This is a genomic window from Imperialibacter sp. (assembly GCF_048007035.1).
Classification (GTDB): Bacteria; Bacteroidota; Bacteroidia; order Cytophagales; family Cyclobacteriaceae; genus Imperialibacter.
This window is the reverse complement of the sequence record NZ_CP180355.1, coordinates 389,618-407,909: the sequence shown is the minus strand read 5'-3', so window position 1 is coordinate 407,909 and position 18,292 is coordinate 389,618. Positions and strand designations below refer to the sequence as shown.

Genomic DNA, 18,292 nt, shown 5'->3' with positions numbered 1-18,292 from the left:
GTCTGGTCTATCAACTATGCATTCAGTGAGTGTTCAACGGAAATAGCAGCCGTCAATGACTTAGAGATGGGGCAGTTTTTTTCCGCATCCTTCACGCACTCCGCAAATTTTGAGTCGCTTATTCCTTTTACTTTTGCTTTGAGCTTCAGATGGGATTTGGTGATGGCTCCATCTTCCAGTGTTACCTGACAGGTGACGTCCAGCGTGTCTGGCACAAAACCTGCCTCGGTCAAACTGAAGCTCAGTTTCATAGCGAAGCAACCCGAATGAGCGGCAGCTATCAGCTCTTCCGGATTGGTGCCCACTCCCTCTTCAAACCTCGACGAAAAGGAGTACTGAGTTTTATTAAGTACCGTACTTTGTGTGGTCAGGTGTCCTTTGCCTTCTTTTCCACTTCCTTGCCAAACGGCTGTTGCTGATCTTTTCATATGAATGGGATTTTTTTGATTGAACAATGCTATTTGTGAGCTAAATCGATGATGAAATGCTCGCATCCAAGTTAGTATTTATTAACTTGACTAGTAACTAAGCCTCGTATTAAGTTAATGAGAAAGCATTTTTTATCGTCAGCGGGTGTGCTGCTTACTTTCTGGATGCTCTTTGCTGCGTGTACCAAAGAGCAGGAAACGATTTATAGCGTTCCCGACGAGTTGCAGTCTTTTGTTGACACGCTTGTGTCGGAAGCCGCCCAGCGTGGTGTTAAGCTTGACCTTTCGAACAACCTGATCATTGAATATGGCCTGAACACTGAGGGCATTTTGTGCGGCTCCTGTGTGTTTGTTGGCAAACAGCTGAAAATTGAGATCAATCAGGAGAACAAATGCTGGAGCGACAAGATTACACAGGAAGCATTGATGTTACACATGCTGGGCCACTGCGCTTTGCGAAGAATTGATCACGATAATGCCGTGCTACCCAACGGAGATGCAAAAAGTCTTATGAATGGTGAATTCATTGATCAATATGCATGCATTTTTGACCTCAGCGGCGAAAACAATTGCAACAATCTGTACAAGAGAGACTACTATTTGGATGAGCTATTTGACCCTGATACTCCAGCGCCAGATTGGGGGAAATAGTTGGGAATGAAAGGGGATCAATCTGAATTCCTGGGAGCTGAGTGTTTGGGGTGTGGTTAAATAAAAAAGCAAAACTGGTTCAATGCGTCTCGCCCGGCCGGGCTTCTCCAGTCGGACAGGCTTGGACCTTTTGCTTTTTTATGGATCCTCGGGGTATTACCATTAAAGGTTAGTCCCCCAGGTTTTGAGCCTGATCCCAATACGCCAGCCGCTACTTACGGATCATCACTTACTCGAACTGATAAACCCGCACATAGTCCACCTCCATCGTCGATGGAAAAATGTTGTCATCCACTCCTTGTAAACCTCCCCAATTGCCACCAACGGCGATGTTCAGCAAAAAGAAGAACGGCTTGTCAAACGGCCAGTTGTCCTGCGAGGGCACGGTGGGTTTGTTGAATGTCAGTTTTACGTTGTCGATATCGTCCAGATAGAATTTGACGTACCGCTCCGTCCAAAGAATGCCATAGTTGTGGAACTCTTCTTCTATGGTTTCCAGCTTCATGGGCCCGGTGGTAATTTGGGTTCCCTGCACATGGTTATTGGCCTTGCTGTGGATACTGAAATGAACCTCGTTGGGTGCATAGCTCACATATTCCATGATGTCAATTTCGCCGCAGTCGGGCCAGCCAACCTGGCTGATATTGTCGCCCAGCATCCAGATCGCAGGCCAAACGCCCTTGCCTTTCCATTCAGGTATTTTGGCCCTCACCTCCATGCGTCCGTAGGTGAACGTCTCCTTGCTCAGCATGCGTGACGATGTATAGTCGCCCACTTTCTGACCGGCTCCCACCTTTTTGGCGGTAATCTTCAGTAACCCGTCTGAGACAGAAGAGTTTGGGCCGCTGGTATAGTTTTGCCATTCATTGTTGCCCCAGCCATTGGCCCCGGTTTCGAACTTCCATTTCTCCGTGTCTACCGCTTCCCCGTCAAATTCGTCAGACCAGGCCAGTGTGGCTTCGTCCCAGTCGACTTCTGCTACTGGTTCACCCGGCTCAGGGGCCTCTGGTTTTTGCTGTTCATCTTTGCCTTGTTCCTTGCAGGAGAGCAGTAGGAAGAGCGCAAAAAATATGGATAGAGATATCTTCATGGCTTTGTATGGTTAGCTGAAAAGAATGGCTTTCGTCTGATATAAAATTAGGCAACTTTGCGGCAAAACTGACGTCAAATACAGCCTTTGTAAAACACCGTGGCCGGTTGCACCTCCAGCTTGTAGGTTTTCTCGTCCACCGACACATCGGGTGCGAACAATTTTTTTGCTTCCTCGAGGCTTTTGGCCTTGAACAAAATGATGCTTTTGTCGGCGATCTTTATACCGGCCGTAATCACTCCTGATTGTTTCAACCGGAACAGGAAAGCAGAATGATCCATAAAGTAGGGCTGCTCCGCCGGAGTTTTGCCAGCCTCCCATTTTTCACCGTTGGAATAAACAGCTGCAAATTCCAAAAGTGGCTCCGGGTCTGAGTTATTTTGTGCTAACAGACTTTGCGACAGCGCCAGGAATAGCATGGCAATGAGGAAGCTTGATGTTTTTGTCATACAGAGGGTTTTACAAACGGCGTTTTTTTTCGAATAGTTTTCAGTGGATCATTTTGTCAAATGTAGGAAATTTACCTTTTCAATCGTGCGTTGTTATTCACGTAAAGCTGCCCAAGTATAATTTGCCCGGTACTTTTACAGCATGCACTTTCACTTTACCTTCACGTTTCAAAAAAAATCAGGTTTTGCAGCGACACGTCTCCTTTTCTTTTTCAGCTCCTTATTACACACTCAACAATGTAACGCCTGCCACCAAATACATCTGGGTGGTGTGCCATGGTTATGCGCAACTGGCAGAGTTTTTTGTTCAAAAGTTCGATTTTTTGGATCCGGGCAAGCATTTTGTCATTGCACCGCAAGGGCTTAGTCGCCTGTATCTCGATCAAACCTATGGAAGGGTGGGGGCAAGCTGGATGACTAAGGAGGATAGGGAAACTGAGCTGGCCAATCAAAGGGCCTATTTCGATGCGGTCTTTGATCCAATTTTTGAAGACATCGACTTTGACCACTACAAGCTGATTTTGTTCGGCTTTTCGCAAGGCGTATCAGCTGTGGCCAGGCTGGCAGCTCACAAAAAATGGCCCTTTCACAAAATGGTGCTGTGGGCAGGTGGGTTCCCAAAAGAACTGACGCCGGCAGATTTCGAATTTGCGTCACCAAAGGCAGAGGTGATTGGCTGCATTGGTCGGCAAGATATTTATTATAGCGAGCAGCTGCTGGCTCAGGAAAAGGTAAGACTCAAAGAGCTATTCGGGAAGAACACCAGAAGCCTGGTGTTTGAGGGGAAACATGAAGTGAACAGAGAGGAACTGATGCGACTGGCATCGAAATTTTGAAGGGTGGATGCGTGAGGCACCCACCCCTGTATGCTTTATTGAAAGGCAAATCGCAGGGAGAGAGCAAATTCATCACCCCAAAATCCACTGTAACCGACAATATTGAAGCCTGGTTTCCAGTCCAAACTCAGGTTGACTGGTGAGCCGGGAATGGTATATTCCATTCCAAGAATAAGGTCTACACCAATTACGCTGTGATTGTCATTATCGTCAAACCACGGATTCTTATTGCCATCCCAAAAGCCGACATGGCCACCTGCGCCATAGTACCAGCGAAGGCCTGGCTCGTCAAAAGCAATGTCGTGTACTTCGTATAAACCTGTGATGTTTACACCACCCCAGCGGGATGAAACGAGACCTTCCAGGGCACCTTTTTGACTAAGGAAATGCTTGACTGTAAGACCGGCTGATAAACCAGCCCTGAGTCCCACGGCTGTTTTATAATCTGTGTTCTGTGCGTTGGCTGCCGAAGCAATAATTAAACTGGTTGTTACTAATAAAAACAGTTTTTTCATAAAATGACTTGTTGTTTTAGTTTGTTGTAACGTTAAAATATTCAATTAGTTATTCGATTAATTATATTTTACGTATCCATTTAGCTTTTGATGCTTCATTTGCCCAAATATCAGAGAAGCATCAATCTGAGTGCAAAAATGAAAACAGTTGTGCACAAAATCACTATTGTATTGCTAATTATCTTCGTTGCCTGCGGACGGTGCTACATACAGAAGTTAGGTTCCGGTAAAAGTGTTGCCAGCCAGCGAAAATTGGTTCTGTTGCATCAGGCTGTCAATGGCATTGCAAACCTCTTTCGAGGCTTCTTCCTGAACGAAATGTCCGGCGTCAAAAGTTCGGACTGTAGCCTGTGGCAGCGCCTCCTTCCATTTTTCCAGAAATGCAGGTTTTATAAATTGATCTTTTGTGCCCCAAAGGATCAAAGCGGGTTTACGCTCCCATTTATGTAGTTGGTTAAACTGCTCTTCGTACCAATCGGAAGACCCCAGAAGGGATTGTGCCAGCCGTAAAAGCCCCCACCGGGACGCCTTGTTGGGAAACGGTCTGGTATAGTGAAGATGTATAGCCTTTGTTAATTTCGATTTGTCGTGGAACGCTTTTTTCATCAGAATGGATGGGGAAAAATTGGTGTGCAGATAAATGAACTTACCCAGCCTGCTGTTCACCACCTTGTCTACCTTTTGCACATCGGGGTTATCGCTGGTTTTCCAGAGCCAGGTGTTTAGTATCACCAGGTTCCTCACCTTTTCGGGATGCGCCAGGGCAAAAGAAATACCGATAGGCCCGCCGAAGTCATGCACGACAAGGGTGATATTGGTGAGGCCAAGCTTTTCTACGAACAGGGCAAGGTTAGCTGAGTGGGCTTGAGGAGTGCCGTCAAATTTTTCTGGCTTGTCTGACAGCCCGAAACCAATATGATCTATGGCAATGCACCGGTACTTTGTACGCAGTGTTTTTATTTGCTCTCTATAAAGGAATGACCATGCAGGCGTGCCATGCACAAACAAAAGTACGTCGCCCTGACCTTCATCCACATAGTGCATTGTGCCAGAGGGAAGGTCGATGTAACGGTGTGAAAAGGGGTAGAGGCTTTCGTCAAGCCAAAGAGGAATTTGCTGCTTCATTGCTGTTTTGTTTTTTAGCAAAGGAATCGAGCAGCAAAGGAATGACTCTTGGTATATACCAAGATTTCAGATTTTCACCCGGGCCAGCAGCTTACTGAAGTTGGTGGCATTAATGCCGAGGTAGGAGGCCAGGTCTTTGTGGGGGATGAGGTTGAGTAATTTTGGACTTCGCTTTACGAAAGCTGTAAACCTTTCTTCAATATCAAAGGCCAGCAGCTCATGGTGGCGCTGGATCAGCCCTGCCAGCACAACTTCGGTTGCTTTTTGCATCATCCGCTCCAAATGGCGGTCTTCGCTTAGTAACACCTGAAGCTGATCGTAGGAAAGCCGGAGCAGTTTGCTGGGTGTGATGGTGTCCAGAAAATATTTTGAGGGAGTTTGTGTCAGAAACGACTCAGGGATACCCGAAAAAGAGGGGGCATAGGTGAATGCGATGACGTGCTCATTTCCATCCTTGATATAGTAAGATTTCTGGATGCCCTCCTGAACAAAATAGAGGTACTTCTCAACATGTCCTTCCCAGGTAATTACCTCTTTTCTTTTGAACTCCACGGGCTTCAGACAATCCTCCAGCTTTTGCATGCTCGATGCCGGCAGGTCATAGATGGATTTGAGGAATTTCTGCACCTCACTCATATTCAAAGCAAATTAGTCTTAAGAAAGAGGCTTTATGTCCTAACTTCGTTTTCGAAAAAGGATGACAGGTGTAAAAAGATTGAGTAAATGAAGATAACCGTAATCAGAGGCCTTTACAAATCGCTTCAGTTATTTGTTTTAATCGGGGCAATCAGCTGGTTAGCGGGTAGTGAGTTGCTGGCGCAAGGCATTTCTTTCTCCTATCTGGTGCCAAAAAACGGCTATGTGTCGGCTCCGGTGAGTCCGTTTTCCGTCAGAGGGCTGGGCTACTATTTTGGGCCTGTGGGCATTGAGACAGGCGGCTCCATTTATTCTATGTCAGGCTTAGCGATGGACAACCTACCGTTTGAGGCAGACAAGCCGCTGACAGGCCCGCACTTTTCTATGCTGGTGCCTGTGGAGCTCGCTTTCAAGATAGATACAAAAATTGTGACCTGGCGGATCAGAGGAGGAGCTGCTGGCATCTGGCACATCAACCCAAGGCTGAACGAAGGCAACTTCGACAGGGCGCTAAGAGATTATGAAGGCTGGGACGTTGCCAATACTGATGCTACAATTAAAACCAAGATTGGCCTGGGCTGGATAGCCGGCACGTCTTTTGAATGGCACATAGCCAAAGAATTTTCGGTGTCAACCGAGGTCAGCTATTTGTCCGTTGCGTCGGCTGCCACGCTCAACGGCGACTATATTGGCGGCGTGCAGGGGGGAAGCCTGGAAACCAAAGCCATCGATTTTCCTGATGCGAGAGTGAATCTTGAAGGGTTTGAAATTTCCCTCGGGGTTACTTTGAGAAGGTAGTTCAAATCGGCTTCCTATTTCTCTCCTGCCTAAAAAGCACCTTCCAGTCAAACTTCCATGCTTTTTCATGCTCATTTGTCTAATATTGTTGACGAAGGAGTACGATATACGATGAAGCGAATAAAATGGGTGATTTGGGCTGGTGCCATCATTTCTGTGGCCTGCCTGCTTGATGGATGTGTTGGAAATATTGATAAACCTGCGGCTACTTACAAAACTTATTGCGGTGGCTGCCACAACCTGCCGGACCCGGCACAACTAACCAAAGGTGTGTGGGAAAGGCTTGTACTTCCTGAGATGGGCGCAAGGTTGGGTGTAAAGATAGAGGGATATGACCCTTACCGAAGGGTAGACATGAATGAGAAAATGCTCCTACAGTCCAACAATGTCTACCCTGAAAAACCGATGATTTCTGACAGCGACTGGGAGGCGGTAACGAAGTACATTTTGGAAAATGCGCCGGATTCTATGCCGACTGACCTTGCCAGGGTTGAGCGAAGTAGCGTGCTGACCCAGTTTTCTCCCACTTTTGTCAAGACTGAGGACTTCAAGGGGTCTTTGGTAACGCATTTCAGACACTTTAACGACGAAAAGGGAGTGTATGGCGCTAATGCCAACGGGCAAATATGGAAGTGGGAGCCCGGCGACTCCGCAAGAATCGAAGAGACATTCAAAACCTCTGTTGTTTCGTTTAACAGGAGCATGGGACGGGAGTTCGTTGTTGAAATGGGACAGATGCACCCAACGGAGCAGTCGTTGGGAACGTTGTGGGAGGTAACGCCGGATCAGCCCCAAAGAAAGGTAGCTGAGTTTTTACAGCGGCCGGTGTTTAGCCTGGTCGAGGATTTTGATGGTGATGGCACCGACGAGATACTTGTCTGTGAGTTTGGCAACCTGATTGGCCAGCTGACTTTGATTTCCGACATAGACGGTCGGAGAGAAAAAACACAGTTGTTACCCTACGCCGGTTGCATTAAGGTAGAGGTGCACGACATGGACAACGATGGACTGAAGGACCTTGTGGTGCTTGTTTCGCAGGGCAATGAAGGCGCTTATATATTGTACCAGGGCAAAGGACTGACCTTCGCTGCTAGACAGATTCTGCGCCTCAATCCGCTTTACGGCTCCAGCGACCTTGAGCTTTTTGACTACGATGGCGATGGCGACATGGACATCGCCGTGGCTCATGGCGACAACGCCGACTACTCGCCCATTTTGAAGCCTTACCATGGCATGAGGCTCTTTCTCAATGATGGTAAGAATAACTTTGATGAGGCGTTCTTCTTCCCGGCCTACGGCGCCACTCAGGTCGAAGCTGTCGACTTTGATCAGGATGGCGACGTGGATTTTGCCATTTCCTGCTTCTTTCCCGATTTCGAGAACAACCCCAAAGAATCATTTATCTACCTTGAGAACACTTCTTCGGCCGACTTCAGCTTCCAACCACATACCCTGGCGAATGCTGACGACGGACGATGGATCGTGATGGAGTCCGGTGATATTGACCTCGATGGCGACACGGATCTTATTTTAGGCTCATTTACCTACTCCCCGGCGTTTACGCCTAAGTCGTTTATCGATAAATGGAATGCATCAACAACTGATGTGCTCTATCTTGAGAATAAATTAAAGTAAGCATACTAGCATTGAGGAATTCTTAACGGACGGAGAATAATTTGTGCATTTTTTAGCATATTGATCAGGCTAACCAATACCTGATCAATTGAAAATAAGTGGTAAGAGAATTGGCCTCATTATAGGTCTGCTCATTTTCTCTGCGTTAATCTTTTTACCAACGCCGGAGGGCCTTTCTCACCAGGCCATGAGGGCAGCGGCAGTAGCGCTGCTCATGACGTCACTCTGGGTTTCTGAAGCCATACCCATTGCAGCCACGGCGCTGCTTCCATTAGCCTTGTTTCCCCTGCTGGGCATTCTCGATGCTGAAACTACGGCCGCCAACTACGGTCACAACTATGTGCTGATGCTGCTGGCTGGCTTCATCATTTCCAAGGCCATTGAGGTCCATCATTTGCACCGACGCATTGCGCTTTCCATTATGAACCTGATAGGAAGTAGTCGCCGGATGCTGCTGCTTAGCTTTATGATGGCTTCAGCCCTGCTGTCGATGTGGATTGCGAACGTAGCTGTAGCGCTGCTTATGCTGCCCATTGCGATGGCCATTATCAGCAGGGAGAATGAAGCCTCGGGGCACAACAAAGACTTCGGAATTGCCCTGATGCTGGCCATCGCCTACGCCTGTAGTATTGGCGGAACGGGTACCCTTATTGGCACCCCGCCCAACATGGTCTTTGCGGGCATGGTTCAGAAGCTTTACCCGGATGCTCCTGAGATTCCATTCTTCCAGTGGATGCTACTGGGCGTGCCACTCATTGTCATCTTCCTTCCGCTGATTTGGTTTTACCTGGTCAGGTATTTTAAGATCGAAGGGAAGTTTGAAGGGGGTAAGGAGATTGTGGAAAAAGAGCTCAAAGGACTCGGCACGATGAAACCGGCTGAGAAGATGGTACTTGGGATATTCATTTTCACGGCACTCGCCTGGGTTTTCCGCAGGGATATTGTAGTTGATGACTTTGTGCTCCCAGGCTGGGCCAGCCTGCTGGGCGTGTCCGACTGGGTGCATGATTCTACGGTGGCGGTTTTTTCTTGCCTGCTCCTGTTCTTTTTGCCCGACAAAAGCGAGTCCGGGAAGAGACTGATTACCTGGAAGCAAGCCGAGGCCATTCCCTGGGGCACGGTGATGATAGTTGGTGGAGGCTATGCCATCGCTGAGAGCTTCGGAACCACTGGCCTGGCGGCGTGGCTGGGCACAGAGCTTCAGTTTATAGCCAACTGGTCGCCCCTACTGGTGCTGCTGAGTGTGATCACGCTGATGACTTTTCTGACGGAGATCAACTCCAATACGGCTACGGCCAATATCTTCCTGCCAGTGCTGGCTACCATGGCGGTGAGCAGCGGCACACATCCTTACATGCTGATGATCCCAGCCACCATTGCCTGCTCATTTGCCTTTATGCTGCCGTCGGGTACGGGCACCAACACGGTCATTTTTGGTAGTGAGCTGGTGACCATTCCGCAAATGGCCCGGGCCGGGTTTTGGCTGAACCTGATCAGTATTCTGTTGTTGACGATTGTTCTTTACCTGGTGGCTGTTCCAGTGTTTGATATGGGAGGGGCAGTGCCGGCTTGGGCGAAATAGAGTTGTTCGTGAGACACGGAACAACAAACCTCGTGAGATGCAAGGCCACAGCAAATGTCACGAGTGAAGAAGTGGCATGTGGAGACACAAGGCCACAACGACATTGAGTTATGAAGACAGAAAACCACACACGATTCGTAGCTTTTGTTATGGTTTCGTGTCTTCACAAACCATCGCAAAAGCGGTTTGTGGGAACGCTAAGTCTGAAGGCAGTGATTTTTGGTAGATAAAGATCCACGAGCGAAGAAGTGGCTTGTGGAGACACAAGGTCACAACAAATGTCACGAGTGAAGAAGTGGCATGTGGAGACACAAGGGCACGACAACAACAACAACAACAAGCGAAGCAATGCATGGTTGGGCGAATTTGAGAATATTATCCATTCTTTCTCGAGAGCAGGCTTACTCCAAACAGCACGATAGCAGTGCCTGCCCATTGCCAGAAGCCGATGATTTCGTGGAGGAATATCATGGACAGGATAATGGTGGAGATGGGGCCAATGTTTCCGGTAATGGCTACCTCGGACGAGCCTATGCGCTTGATGGCCTCCGATATCAGGAAGGAGGGAATCACCGTTGAGATGAGGGCAATCATCAATGCCAGGGTATAGATTTGCCAGGGGAAGTCAAGCAAGGCCAATTGCCCATTGGCGATGAGGTTGTGGAAGATGACAGCGATGCAAGCCACTATCATTGACAATGAGGTGAAGCGAACCGTACCAAACTTGGGGATCAACCTTCCGCTGCCAATCAGGTAAATGGCATAGGTAAGCGCACTCACAAAGATGAGACTGCCTCCAATCAGCGTTTCATGTACCCCACCTATTTTGATTTTGTCGAAAAAGGCAAGGAGCATGCCGGAGTAGGTAATGCCAATGGCCAGCACTTCCCACTTCGTTACTTTCTTTTTGGTGAAAATAGCAGACAATATCACCACCAGCGTTGGATAAATGAACAGGATAAGCCGCTCCATGCTGGCACTCACATATTCCAGCCCCCAGAAGTCGAAATAGCTGGCGATGTAGTAACCCATGATACCATACAGGACAATGCGCCATACGTCCTTACGGGTAATGACCATCGGTGCTTTCTTTCTATTGGTCCACCACAAAATGCCTGCGTAGAAAGGCAGGGCCATGAGCATTCGCAATGACATAAGGTCGATGGATGAAATATCGAACTGATAGGCCAGCTTAATGAACACAGCTTTGGCACTGAACATAGTAGAACCAAGAGCAGCAAGGCCTAGTGCTGCCCATTTTTCTTTTCCGGTTAAAGTAATGGCTTGCATAGGGGGATGAAGGTAGATGAAAAGTGGTTCTCAATAGCCTTTTTTGGCAACGGATGTTCATTTAATGAGATATATCTGTCCTGGCGCAGGTAATCAAATTTATCTGTTCTAAAGCAGATAAAGTGTATTATCTGTCTATAAGCAGATAATAACTAACCATTGGATGCGGAACTGCAATAACACCTCAATAGCTACTTTTGAGCAATCAGGTAGCTCATTCTGTTGTGGACACCCTCGCTTATCAAATTCAATCCGCTTTTCTCAATCATTGCGCTGACCATGTCGGAGGTTAGGCGGAGCTTGGTGTACGAACTCACTTGCTGCTGCCAAATATCGCCTTGTTTTTCGTGTAGCAGGTCAGTCACTCTCACTGTATTGTCGAAGTACTCAAGCAGGCACGTGTGTATTCTGTTACTATCACTTTTAACAGGGATGAACCGCTGCGTGTCTTCCAGTGCCTGGCTATAGTCACGAAAGGAATAGATAAGCTTTCCTTCTCTGGTCAGTAGATTCGATAGTGTGAGGGTAAGGGCTTCGAGCTGCTCGAAGCTTTCCAAATGACTGATGGTGTCGCCCATGCAAACGACAAGCTCTGGTTTGAGGGATCCGTGCCAGTATGTGTCAGTTATATCGGCTTCGATGGTCGAAATGTCCAGGTGGCCTTTGCGCTCCTCAAGCTCTTTGAGGAGCACAGCGCTGAAGTCGATAGCAGTGACGCTGAAGCCCAGTCTCGCCAGCGGTATTGCCTGAAGCCCGTGGCCGGCACCAAGGTCAATGGCCAGGCCGAACGATTCGGGAATGATGCCGTTTTTCTCAAAGAATGTTTGCTGCTCTGCCGCCTTCTGCTCGAAGTCGCCAACCATCCAGCTGTAAAAATGTGACAGGTGTTGGTCGTAGTGATTTTTCGTGTTCACAAGCAAGCAACACGTAGAAACCTGAGAGAATGTTCCGGCTTTTATTTCTTTGCAACGAAATTATAGTTTCCACTTCCCACCTCAAAAACAGCGTAGCCTTCTTCCATGCCTTTAAAATTGACGCTGGCAGAATTTTCGGCTTTTTCACCACCTTCGGTCACCACCTCTTTTTCACTCGCAGGAACATAGACGGTTGCAGTGCTTCCTACAGGAACGGTAATGTCCATATGAAAGTCATTTGGTAGGTTTTTCCAGGTAATTCCAGCTTGCCCATATATGGTGTTGTTGGAATAAGTGACAAAGTCAAGCTCATCAACCGGCTGTGGTCTGAAGATGATATGCTTATAGCCAGGGTTGGCAATATCGGTTTGCATACCAGCAAGGTTCTTGTAGAGCCAAACCAGCCCACCGCCAAACATCGGGTGGTTGAACGAACCATCTTCGCTCCAGTGCTCCCGGGTGGTGGTGGAGCCCAGCTCCAGCCAATGCCCAAAGCTGGGTTCGTCAGTTTTGTTCAATGCCTCATAGGCCAGGGCATTGAGACCATTGCTGGCCAACACCTCAAAGAAGAATCTTGTGCCGAAAATGCCTGTGTCGAGATGTCCGTCATCCGCTTTTATGTCTGCTATCAAGGCGGCTTTCACCTGCTCGTATTGCCCGGGTGGCACGCCCATTCTCAGTGCCAGGATATTGCCTCCACCCTTGCCGTAGCTTCCAGTTTCAGGGCTGTAGAATTTTTTCATAAAAGCCTGACGGGTCGTTTCTGCCAACGATTCATAGGCTTCGGCTTCTCCCTTTTTACCCAATTTTCGGGCGGTTTTCGACGCAATTTCAACACAGTGCCAGAAGTAGAAAGTGTGTACCATGTCATCAGGGATCAACTCACCGGGCGATACCCACTCACCGAGGTTGAACCACTTGAGGATTTCGCCAGAGCCATTTCTGCGCTGGGAGAACATGATGCCGTCCTGATCTACCCACGTTTGCATGTAGCGGATATAGCCTTGCATGCCATCGTAGTTGTCTTCCAGCATATCCAGCGCTCCATATTGCGTGTAAAACTCCCATGGCATGATGCAGATGGCTGCCCCCCAGGCCACACCACCGCCGCAACCTGGCTGCCAGGGCGCACCGTTAGGCACGTAACCCGTTTCGACGTTTTGAGCTTCATACATGTCCTGTATCCACTTGTAGTAGAAGTTCTTTGTGTCGAAGTTGTGCATGACCATGGAGCAGGCTACCTGGCCATCGCCGGTATATCCCGAGCGCTCCCGGTGCGGGCAGTCGCTGGCAATGCCACCGTGCATATTGTCAGTTTGGCTGCGACGCCAGATCTTGTTGATGTCATTGAATAGCTGATTGGAGGTTTCAAAAACCGCTGATTCTTCCACGTAGGTATTGACTGCTTCTGCTGTGAGGTGTTCTTTTTTTAACTCTCCCGGCCAGTTTTTGATTTCGATGCCACTGAACACAAACCAGTTGAACCTGGGTGCATAGGAGGTGGGGCCTTTTCCGTTAAAAATGTAGGTATTGTCGCCAGAGTAGAGGTTGCCATTGAATGAGATGTCGATCTGATGGCCTTCCGGCCCTTCTACATTATTGAATCGCACCCAGCCTGATATTTCGACCCCAAAGTCGACTTTGTAGTTGCCGTTTTCCAGCTTCTCTATGGAAACGGGCTCCAGTCTTTCGGTAACTTTATCGGGGTAAGCAGTGTGTGCCACCAGCTCACCCTCAGGCGCTTTTCTCTTTGCCACAGGCTCCCAGGAAGACTGGTCAAAGTCGGGAGTACTCCAGCCTGGTTGTTCTTTCCTGGCATCATATACTTCTCCGTAATACACCATATCCATGAGAATAGGGCTTTGTGAGGCTTTCCAGCTATCGTCGCTTACAATCACATCCTCGGTTCCGTCTTTGTACGTGATATGCACCTGGCCCAGGAAACGAGGTGAACCGTAGCCCTCCGTCCAGAACTTGGCAGGGTTGTAAAAGCCATTGCCCAACATGCTGCCGATGGCGTTCTTGCCTTGCGTCAAGTAATCTTTGACATCGTACGCCAGATACATCACTTTGTATCTTCTGAAATCGTCCTGCACGTTGATATAGGAGGTGTTCAGTCCGGGGCGCTTGCCGTAGTTAGTCTGGTTAGGCACCAGCACATCGTCGCCTACTTTTTTACCATTGGCATACAACTCAAAGTAGCCCAGGCCAGTCACATAGGCCACGGCCTTGTCAATCTCTTTTGTGATTTCAAACTCTTTGCGAAGCATGGGGGCGGGGCCAGCAAATTGCTTTGGTCTTCCATCAGGTCCCCCGCCAGGTTTTGGCAGCGCTTCTTCGCCCTGCCAGGGTGCGCCAATCCATTGCGCTTTCCAGTCGGACGCTTCCAGCAAACCCATTCTCCATTTACCTGGCTCGCTCCAGTCCGAAGGGTTTCCGTTTTTGTCCCACACCCGCACTTGCCACCAGCATTCTGTCCTGCTGGTGAGCTCCTTGCCCTGATACTCGACCCTATCCGATTGCTCAGAATCCACTTTCTTGCTATCCCAAAGGTCGGGCTTTTCAAGGCCTTCCTGGCTGCTTGCCACCCGCACTTGCCAGGCGGTTTGCTTTTGCCCTCTTTCGTTGTCAATGGCAGTGTTGATCCAGGCCAGGCGGGGGTGGGCCACGTCAACTACTGAGGGGTTTTCGAGGTACTCGCAGGTGAGGTCGACTGGAGATATTTTACCAGGTTCGTTGCCAGTCGTGGTGCAGCTCGCCAGAATAGCCAGCGAAAGTAGGAGTTGTAGTCTCATAGGTATTGGTTAAGCATTGATACTAAGGTAAATATGTGAACAGGCAAAGTCATTTCCATACTGTGGTGTCCTGTTAGTCGATCGTTTTGCTTCCCCACCAGTCGGCATTTGGCGACCAGCCGGGAGTAAGCATGTCTTTTCTCTGCTGTTCCAGCCTTGGCCAGAGGTTGTTTACAATGTCTTCGTGTCGCTGTAACGCCTTAGCAGGGTCGTATTCCGGGTCGGGCACAGGAAGCTTGGCATTGACCTCTTTCAGCCAGCCCAGCAATTGTTGGCTTAGCTGTTTTGTGATCTCATTTTCTTGTGAAGCCAGGTTGTTCCTTTCAGCCTCATCACTCTTTAGGTTGTAGAGTTCCTCTCTGCCATCCTCCCAGTAGTGGATGAGCTTCCAATCGCCAAGCCTGATCACAGAGGACGGTTCGCCTCCCTGATTGCCGTAGTGAGGGTAGTGCCAATAAAGAGGTCGCTCAGCGATTGATTTTCCTTCCAGCAGCGGCACGAGGCTCACACCGTCGATATGCTCGCTGGGTTTCAGTGGTATTTTGGCCAGCTCCAGCAGGGTAGGGTAGAAGTCGGTATTAATAACGGGTGTATTGCTTTTTGCTCCGTTGCTGTTCAGCCAGGGCACTTTGATGAAAAAGGGTTCTCTCGTTCCGCCTTCCCACTGGCAGCCTTTGCCACCCCGCAGCGGAAGATTGGAGGTAGAGAAATTGTCGCCCGATGAAACACCGCCGTTGTCGGAAGTGAATACGACTATAGTGTTTTCATCCAGTCCAAGTGATTTGAGTTTGTCGAGCACAATGCCAACGGCCTCATCCATGGTTTCGACGAGTCCGGCGTACACCGGATTGTCCTGCGTTACCCGAATAGGAAGCACGCTTTCCATTTCGAAGCCATTTTCGGCAAGCCCCATTTGTTCAGCTTTGGTGCGGTATTTTGCCCACTTTTCTTCGTTCGTCTGAATGGGGCCGTGAACGGCGTAGAAGGAAAGAAAAGCAAAGAACGTTGAGTCTTTGTGGCTTTCGATGAAACGGGCCGTTTCCTGTGCCAGGCGGATGGACAGGTTCTCGCCTTTAGGGCCATCCGAAATCTTCGGGTTTTCGTATGGCGAGAAGTAGCCACCCATCGGACTTCCTTTGTCCCAACCCGCCAAATTGATGTCGAAGCCATGATTTTCGGGATACGATCCCCTGTCGCCCAGGTGCCATTTGCCTGCAAAGAAGGTTTTGTACCCGTTTTCCTTTAAGGTTTCCGGCAGTGTCACGTATTCGTGGGGAAGGTAGTGTGTGTAGTCGGCAGGCAGTAGTTTGTCGAACCTGTTCAGCGACCTCCAGTCTTCGCCATATTTGGCTCCAATCCAGTCGGTGATGCCATGGCGTGCGGTAAACCGCCCCGAAATGATGCTGGCTCTCGACGGACTACAAACCCGGCTGGCAGCGTAGCCCTGTGTGAACACCATGCCACCATCTGCTATCTTGTCGATATTGGGTGTTTCGTAGAAGTTGCTTCCTGTGGCGCTGAGGTCTTTGTGGCCCAGGTCGTCGACCAGAATGAACAGGATATTGGGTTTCTTTACAGCTTTTTGTTCACAGCCAGCACACAGGATACAAAGCAAAAAGAAGGCGGTCAAATATTGTTTCATGTGTATAAATTTTGATTTTCAGCGGCCACATGGAATAGCCAGTAGCATTTCGGAAGTGATAGTCGACTGTTCTCCGACTTTATTCATTTCCGCTAGGTATGGCTCTCCTTATGGCTATTTCATCTTATTTTGATATGGGATTGCCCTGCTCGTCAAAATTATTCTTTAGATGCGCCTCAACAGCCGGAATGGTGGCCAGCAGAAGGACAACCAAAACGCCGCTGGACCAACCGACGTAGGCGGCGAACCCCATGCCTGTGGCGTAGAAAATGCCCTGAGCCAGGCAAGTGGCAAGACCAACTCCCACCATCAGGCTGGCGCTTAGTTTGTTAGCTGCGTGCCAAGCGGCGTCTGATTTCATCGACAGTGTGGTGCGGTAGCCGTACAGGTAATTGATGCTCTTAGGAGGGAATGCTTTGAAAAGAAAAGCGATAACAAGAAAGAAGGGGCCAAGAATAAAATGCATCCAAAACAGGTTCTCCATAGGTAGTGTTTTGCCAGTCAGTTTACAAAATTCCCTATAGACAAACCAACATTTCCAAAGGTTTAGAAGTAGGTTGGCCGCTGAATTTTATCAGCGATCATTTCCATGTGGTAGAGGTCGAAACCTTTGGCCCAAAAATCTTTTTCCACCCGATGAACATTGAAACCAAACTTGGCATAGAACTGATAGGACTGTTGCGACGTCCACACTTCCAGTCGCTTTACATGTTTTTTGCTTCTGATTTCGTCGAGTGAATGGTTGATCAGTTTGCGGCCCCAGCCTTTACCTTGTACTTCGGGGCGGAAAAAGTCCCAGGAAAGTCGGCCTACGCCAGGCAACGGATAATGATGGCCACCGGCGCCAATTATTTCTCCTTTTACTTCAATCACGTAATAACTCTCACCATGCTCTTTCAGGTAGTCAGTTAAATCGGCCTCTTCTTCGCTGGCAAAAAACTGAGGTACATTCAGCCTGAATACTTCCATTACTTTGGTGTAGTCGTCGGGTAGGTAGTTTCTTATCATCTAAAAAAATGTCTGCTGCTTTTGTTTAAACAATCGACTCCCTTTGTCCCATTAATTTACTGCAAAATGTGAGATAAAAAACATCATTGAATGTGTTTTCTTGACACACAACGGCTTTGCCTAAATCAGCTTGTTTCTTCTGAGGAAGTCCATAGCGGCCTTCAGGTCATTGAAGAGTTTATCGGCATGCTGCAGCCGGGGGTGTTCCCGCACATCGTGTTGCACGGCAAAGCAGGTGAGGCCGGCGTTTTTGGCTGAGAGAGCACCGTTTGGCGTGTCTTCAAACACGAGGTAGTCTGCCTTGGGAAAACCGAGGAAGTCGACACACTTCTGGTAGCTTTCCGGGTCGGGTTTGCTGATTTTTACATCGTCCCTGGTGATGGTGATTTTGAAATACTTAGCCAAATCCATTCGTTCCATCAGCAGATCGACGTCGGACCGGGGGCTGCCTGTGGCGAGGGCCATTGGGTAGCCTTTGTCGAAAAAGAAGTCTAGTGTTTCCCTGGCGTAAGGCATCATTTTGAAGGTGCCGGTTTTCATCCGCTCCAGAGCCAGGTTTTCTCTCTTCTCCAGTAAGGCCTGCTGGGAGATCGGAAGGGTATGTTTTTCGACCAGCATTTGTGCATTGACGGGAGTGGGTACACCGGCAAATACGTCGAGGTATTCTTCATAGCTGACGATGATATTGTACTCAGACAGGATTTCGTTCCAGATGTGAAAGTGAAAGGTTTCGGTGTCGAGAAGTGTACCGTCGAAATCGAAAATAATGGCTTTATATAGGGGCATGAAAGTTTTGTTGGTTGAATAGTGGCAAGGTAAAAAGAAATGTCAGTCTGGGCTTGTAGAAACATGGTCATGAAAACCGTCTTCGACAGGCTCAAACTGACATTTGATCCGA

General features: G+C 48.6%; 18 protein-coding genes. 5 read left to right on the top strand and 13 right to left on the bottom strand.

Features of this window, described 5'->3' with window-relative positions:
- Window positions 1-14: 14 nt before the first annotated feature.
- On the bottom strand, window positions 15-428 hold the full coding sequence (locus tag ACMVP2_RS01845; RefSeq protein ID WP_416866486.1) for an OsmC family protein: 414 nt from the start codon (window positions 426-428) through the stop codon (window positions 15-17).
- Window positions 429-545: 117 nt separating this feature from the next.
- Between ACMVP2_RS01845 and ACMVP2_RS01840 the strand changes: the two genes are divergently transcribed.
- Window positions 546-1,079, top strand: coding sequence for a hypothetical protein (locus tag ACMVP2_RS01840; RefSeq protein ID WP_416866485.1), 534 nt, complete (start codon window positions 546-548; stop codon window positions 1,077-1,079).
- A gap of 229 nt (window positions 1,080-1,308) precedes the next feature.
- On the opposite strand, the gene ACMVP2_RS01835 is transcribed toward ACMVP2_RS01840, so the two are convergent.
- Together ACMVP2_RS01835 and ACMVP2_RS01830 are read right to left on the bottom strand one after the other, a co-directional pair.
- A complete protein-coding gene (locus ACMVP2_RS01835) occupies window positions 1,309-2,169 on the bottom strand; it encodes a glycoside hydrolase family 16 protein (RefSeq protein ID WP_339791573.1) in 861 nt (286 codons plus the stop codon).
- A 74-nt stretch (window positions 2,170-2,243) separates the two neighbouring features.
- A complete protein-coding gene (locus ACMVP2_RS01830) occupies window positions 2,244-2,618 on the bottom strand; it encodes a hypothetical protein (protein WP_416866484.1) in 375 nt (124 codons plus the stop codon).
- A gap of 185 nt (window positions 2,619-2,803) precedes the next feature.
- On the opposite strand from ACMVP2_RS01830, the gene ACMVP2_RS01825 reads away from it, so the two are divergent.
- A complete protein-coding gene (locus tag ACMVP2_RS01825; RefSeq protein ID WP_339791577.1) occupies window positions 2,804-3,454 on the top strand; it encodes an alpha/beta hydrolase in 651 nt (216 codons plus the stop codon).
- A gap of 35 nt (window positions 3,455-3,489) precedes the next feature.
- Here the strand turns inward: ACMVP2_RS01825 and ACMVP2_RS01820 are convergent, their stop codons facing one another.
- The 3 genes from ACMVP2_RS01820 to ACMVP2_RS01810 all read right to left on the bottom strand — a co-directional run bounded on the left by ACMVP2_RS01820 (window position 3,490) and on the right by ACMVP2_RS01810 (window position 5,730).
- Entirely contained in the window at window positions 3,490-3,969 is a 480-nt protein-coding gene (locus ACMVP2_RS01820) for a hypothetical protein (RefSeq protein WP_151999204.1), read from the bottom strand.
- Window positions 3,970-4,185: 216 nt separating this feature from the next.
- Window positions 4,186-5,094 (bottom strand): alpha/beta fold hydrolase, encoded by a 909-nt coding sequence (locus ACMVP2_RS01815; RefSeq protein WP_416866483.1) that lies wholly within the window; start codon window positions 5,092-5,094, stop codon window positions 4,186-4,188.
- A gap of 66 nt (window positions 5,095-5,160) precedes the next feature.
- Window positions 5,161-5,730, bottom strand: a complete 570-nt coding sequence (locus tag ACMVP2_RS01810; protein WP_416866482.1) for a Crp/Fnr family transcriptional regulator — start codon at window positions 5,728-5,730, stop codon at window positions 5,161-5,163.
- A gap of 87 nt (window positions 5,731-5,817) precedes the next feature.
- Here ACMVP2_RS01810 and ACMVP2_RS01805 point away from each other — a divergent pair, with 87 nt between their 5' ends.
- The 3 genes from ACMVP2_RS01805 (at window position 5,818) to ACMVP2_RS01795 (ending at window position 9,745) form a co-directional block, all read left to right on the top strand.
- A complete protein-coding gene (locus tag ACMVP2_RS01805; protein ID WP_416866481.1) occupies window positions 5,818-6,528 on the top strand; it encodes a hypothetical protein in 711 nt (236 codons plus the stop codon).
- 111 nt (window positions 6,529-6,639) lie between these two features.
- Window positions 6,640-8,163 carry an FG-GAP repeat domain-containing protein gene (locus ACMVP2_RS01800; protein ID WP_416866480.1) on the top strand — a complete coding sequence of 508 codons (1,524 nt, stop codon included), beginning with the start codon at window positions 6,640-6,642 and terminating at the stop codon, window positions 8,161-8,163.
- An 88-nt stretch (window positions 8,164-8,251) separates the two neighbouring features.
- Entirely contained in the window at window positions 8,252-9,745 is a 1,494-nt protein-coding gene (locus tag ACMVP2_RS01795) for an SLC13 family permease (RefSeq protein WP_416866479.1), read from the top strand.
- A gap of 375 nt (window positions 9,746-10,120) precedes the next feature.
- Here the strand turns inward: ACMVP2_RS01795 and ACMVP2_RS01790 are convergent, their stop codons facing one another.
- The 7 genes from ACMVP2_RS01790 to ACMVP2_RS01760 form a co-directional block, all read right to left on the bottom strand.
- Entirely contained in the window at window positions 10,121-11,035 is a 915-nt protein-coding gene (locus ACMVP2_RS01790) for a DMT family transporter (RefSeq protein WP_416866478.1), read from the bottom strand.
- Between the two features lie 191 nt (window positions 11,036-11,226).
- Complete coding sequence (locus tag ACMVP2_RS01785) at window positions 11,227-11,949, bottom strand: class I SAM-dependent methyltransferase (RefSeq protein ID WP_416866477.1); 723 nt, start codon at window positions 11,947-11,949, stop codon at window positions 11,227-11,229.
- Between the two features lie 41 nt (window positions 11,950-11,990).
- Window positions 11,991-14,744: a family 78 glycoside hydrolase catalytic domain gene (locus ACMVP2_RS01780; protein WP_416866476.1), complete on the bottom strand. Its 2,754-nt coding sequence runs from the start codon at window positions 14,742-14,744 to the stop codon at window positions 11,991-11,993.
- Between the two features lie 73 nt (window positions 14,745-14,817).
- On the bottom strand, window positions 14,818-16,386 hold the full coding sequence (locus ACMVP2_RS01775) for a sulfatase (protein ID WP_416866475.1): 1,569 nt from the start codon (window positions 16,384-16,386) through the stop codon (window positions 14,818-14,820).
- Between the two features lie 124 nt (window positions 16,387-16,510).
- Window positions 16,511-16,870 carry an SdpI family protein gene (locus tag ACMVP2_RS01770; RefSeq protein WP_339791214.1) on the bottom strand — a complete coding sequence of 120 codons (360 nt, stop codon included), beginning with the start codon at window positions 16,868-16,870 and terminating at the stop codon, window positions 16,511-16,513.
- 62 nt (window positions 16,871-16,932) lie between these two features.
- Window positions 16,933-17,394 (bottom strand): GNAT family N-acetyltransferase, encoded by a 462-nt coding sequence (locus tag ACMVP2_RS01765; protein ID WP_339791212.1) that lies wholly within the window; start codon window positions 17,392-17,394, stop codon window positions 16,933-16,935.
- 120 nt (window positions 17,395-17,514) lie between these two features.
- Window positions 17,515-18,180, bottom strand: coding sequence for an HAD family hydrolase (locus tag ACMVP2_RS01760; RefSeq protein ID WP_416866474.1), 666 nt, complete (start codon window positions 18,178-18,180; stop codon window positions 17,515-17,517).
- Window positions 18,181-18,292 lie beyond the last annotated feature (112 nt).

Excerpts from the sequence above, each read along its gene's own strand:
- ACMVP2_RS01770 (WP_339791214.1), bottom strand. The coding sequence starts at position 16,870 with ATGGAGAACCTGTTTTGGATGCATTTTATTCTTGGCCCCTTCTTTCTT.
- ACMVP2_RS01765 (WP_339791212.1), bottom strand. The coding sequence starts at position 17,394 with ATGATAAGAAACTACCTACCCGACGACTACACCAAAGTAATGGAAGTA.
- ACMVP2_RS01845 (WP_416866486.1), bottom strand. The coding sequence starts at position 428 with ATGAAAAGATCAGCAACAGCCGTTTGGCAAGGAAGTGGAAAAGAAGGC.
- ACMVP2_RS01810 (WP_416866482.1), bottom strand. The coding sequence starts at position 5,730 with ATGAGTGAGGTGCAGAAATTCCTCAAATCCATCTATGACCTGCCGGCA.
- ACMVP2_RS01790 (WP_416866478.1), bottom strand. The coding sequence starts at position 11,035 with ATGCAAGCCATTACTTTAACCGGAAAAGAAAAATGGGCAGCACTAGGC.
- ACMVP2_RS01815 (WP_416866483.1), bottom strand. The coding sequence starts at position 5,094 with ATGAAGCAGCAAATTCCTCTTTGGCTTGACGAAAGCCTCTACCCCTTT.
- ACMVP2_RS01835 (WP_339791573.1), bottom strand. The coding sequence starts at position 2,169 with ATGAAGATATCTCTATCCATATTTTTTGCGCTCTTCCTACTGCTCTCC.
- ACMVP2_RS01820 (WP_151999204.1), bottom strand. The coding sequence starts at position 3,969 with ATGAAAAAACTGTTTTTATTAGTAACAACCAGTTTAATTATTGCTTCG.
- ACMVP2_RS01805 (WP_416866481.1), top strand. The coding sequence starts at position 5,818 with ATGAAGATAACCGTAATCAGAGGCCTTTACAAATCGCTTCAGTTATTT.
- ACMVP2_RS01780 (WP_416866476.1), bottom strand. The coding sequence starts at position 14,744 with ATGAGACTACAACTCCTACTTTCGCTGGCTATTCTGGCGAGCTGCACC.
- ACMVP2_RS01775 (WP_416866475.1), bottom strand. The coding sequence starts at position 16,386 with ATGAAACAATATTTGACCGCCTTCTTTTTGCTTTGTATCCTGTGTGCT.
- ACMVP2_RS01760 (WP_416866474.1), bottom strand. The coding sequence starts at position 18,180 with ATGCCCCTATATAAAGCCATTATTTTCGATTTCGACGGTACACTTCTC.
- ACMVP2_RS01830 (WP_416866484.1), bottom strand. The coding sequence starts at position 2,618 with ATGACAAAAACATCAAGCTTCCTCATTGCCATGCTATTCCTGGCGCTG.
- ACMVP2_RS01800 (WP_416866480.1), top strand. The coding sequence starts at position 6,640 with ATGAAGCGAATAAAATGGGTGATTTGGGCTGGTGCCATCATTTCTGTG.
- ACMVP2_RS01840 (WP_416866485.1), top strand. The coding sequence starts at position 546 with ATGAGAAAGCATTTTTTATCGTCAGCGGGTGTGCTGCTTACTTTCTGG.